This window comes from Thiohalocapsa sp. (genome assembly GCF_019695415.1).
In the GTDB taxonomy this organism is placed as follows: domain Bacteria; phylum Pseudomonadota; class Gammaproteobacteria; order Chromatiales; family Chromatiaceae; genus Thiohalocapsa.
On record NZ_JAIFKJ010000611.1, the window covers coordinates 1 to 2,067 of the forward strand.

Annotated in this window: 4 protein-coding genes; all 4 read left to right on the forward strand. The window is 64.8% G+C overall.

Going from position 1 to position 2,067, the window contains the following annotated elements:
- Nucleotides 1-366: ATP-binding cassette domain-containing protein (locus I6U14_RS16755; RefSeq protein WP_296900791.1), on the forward strand; the 366-nt coding region annotated here is incomplete at its 5' end.
- The gene (locus I6U14_RS16760) at nucleotides 363-1,181 is read left to right on the forward strand and encodes an ABC transporter permease (RefSeq protein WP_296900794.1); all 819 of its coding nucleotides are present in this window, start codon (nucleotides 363-365) and stop codon (nucleotides 1,179-1,181) included. The genes I6U14_RS16755 and I6U14_RS16760, both read left to right, overlap by 4 nt.
- Before the next feature lie 302 nt (nucleotides 1,182-1,483).
- Nucleotides 1,484-1,579 (forward strand): pyrroloquinoline quinone precursor peptide PqqA, encoded by a 96-nt coding sequence (pqqA, locus tag I6U14_RS16765; protein ID WP_296900796.1) that lies wholly within the window; start codon nucleotides 1,484-1,486, stop codon nucleotides 1,577-1,579.
- Nucleotides 1,560-2,067: MBL fold metallo-hydrolase (locus I6U14_RS16770; RefSeq protein WP_296900798.1), on the forward strand; the 508-nt coding region annotated here is incomplete at its 3' end. The genes pqqA and I6U14_RS16770, both read left to right, overlap by 20 nt.

The following is a 2,067-nucleotide window of genomic DNA, read 5'->3' on the forward strand; positions in this document are numbered from 1 at the left end:
GGGCTCGCCGAGCGGATCGACGCGCGCGTCACTGCCCTCTCCGGCGGCCAGCTCCGCCGGGTCGAGATCGCCCGGGCTTTAATCCACGCTCCCCGTCTCTTGCTGCTCGACGAGGCGACCGTCGGCCTCGACGTCCAGTCGCGCTGCGACGTGCTAGCAACGGTGCGCCGGCTGGTGGCGGAGGATCGTGTCGGCGTCCTTTGGGCCACCCATCTCTTTGACGAAATTGACCCCGGCGACGCGGTCGTCCTGCTGCACGAGGGCAAGGTGATGGCCCGTGGTACGGCGGCCGAGATCGCCGGGCAGGGCAGTTTCCAGGACGCCTTCCTCTCCAAGACAGGCCTCGGCCGCGAGGACATCGTATGAGCCCCGAGACACGTCTCGGCTGGCGCGGGCGGCTCGTGGCGCTGCGCGGTATCGTCTGGCGCGAGGCACTGCGCTTCTCCCGCCAGCGGGAGCGCTTTCTCGCCGCGCTGGTGCGACCGCTGGTCTGGCTCTTCATCTTCGCGGCGGGGTTGCGCTCGGTGGTCGGCATCTCGATCATCGAGCCTTACGAGACCCATATCCTCTATGAGGTCTACGTGATCCCGGGGCTCTGCGCGATGATCCTGCTGTTTCAAGGGATGCAGTCCTCGCTCAGCATGGTCTACGACCGCGACACGGGGGCAATGCGCACGCTGCTGGTCAGCCCCTATCCGCGCTGGTTCCTGCTGACGGCGAAGCTGCTGGCCGGCGTCGCGGTGTCGCTGCTCCAGGTCTACGCCTTCCTCGCGATCGCCTGGCTTTACGGCATTGAGCCGCCCGCAATCGGGTATCTCGCGGTACTGCCCGCACTAGTGCTCTCGGGGATGATGCTTGGGGCACTGGGGCTCCTGCTCTCGGCGACGATCAAGCAGCTCGAGAACTTTGCGGGCGTGATGAACTTCGTGATCTTCCCCATGTTCTTTGCGTCCTCGGCGCTCTACCCGCTCTCGCGGATCAAAGAGTCCAGCCTCGAACTCTGGTATGTCTGCGCAGTCAACCCGTTCACCTATGCGACGGAGCTGATCCGCTTTGCCCTCCACGGTCAGGTGGAGTGGGTCTCGCTCGCGGTAGTGATCGGGGCAACGGCGGCTTTCATGGGGGGCGCGATCTATGCCTACGACCCCTCCAAGAGGCTGATCGCGCGGCGCGGGCGATGACGGCGAAGCGGCGCTGACCGCAGCCGCTGCCGTCGAGTGCACCTTTTTCTGGGGTCAAGATCAACCGGTGCCTCGCCCAGGACTTCGAACGCCTTGCCGCGACCATCTAGACAATGATCTAGATTTCTGCGGTCAAGCCCATGTCACGCAGGATCATCCGCCACATTACCTTTAAGCCGGCATCTGAAGAATAAAGGAATTGACCAATTCGGGTCCACATCCCACAATCCAATTGTAGCGTGGTAAGTTCGCCGCGCCGGGAGCCGCTCCCGCAATAGTAACGAAAGCGACGGAGAAATCCCATGGCTTGGACCGCCCCGAAGATCGAAGAGCTGACCTGCGGCATGGAGGTCAACATGTATTTCCCTGCCGAAGAGGATGACCGCACCCACCTCTGAAGTCGGCGACGGCGCGGAAGCCCGGATGATGACGAGGCTCCGGGCTATCATTCTCGGAGCTGCGGCCGGCGGAGGCCTGCCGAAGGGGCATTGTGGCTGTGCCAATTGTGAGGCAGACCGGCAGGGTGAGATACCGCGAGCCACCCAATCCTCGCTCGCCGTGACGGCAAACGGGCACGACTGGGCCATCCTGAACGCCTCGCCCGACATAGGGGAACAACTTGTCGCAACGCCGGCGCTACACCCGACGGGGCTGCGCAAGTCGCCGCTGAAGGCGGTGCTCCTGACAAACGCCGATCTCGACCACGTGGCGGGCCTCCTGACGCTGCGTGAGAAGCAGCCGTTCCAGCTGTTTGCGACAAGCGACATCCTCGGGGTAATCGCGGCGAACCCGGTCTTCGGGGCGCCCGACCCAGCCTGGGTGACGGGCACGGCGGTGGCGCTGGAGGCGCCCTTCGAGCTACGTCCGGGGCTGCAGGCGAGGCTTT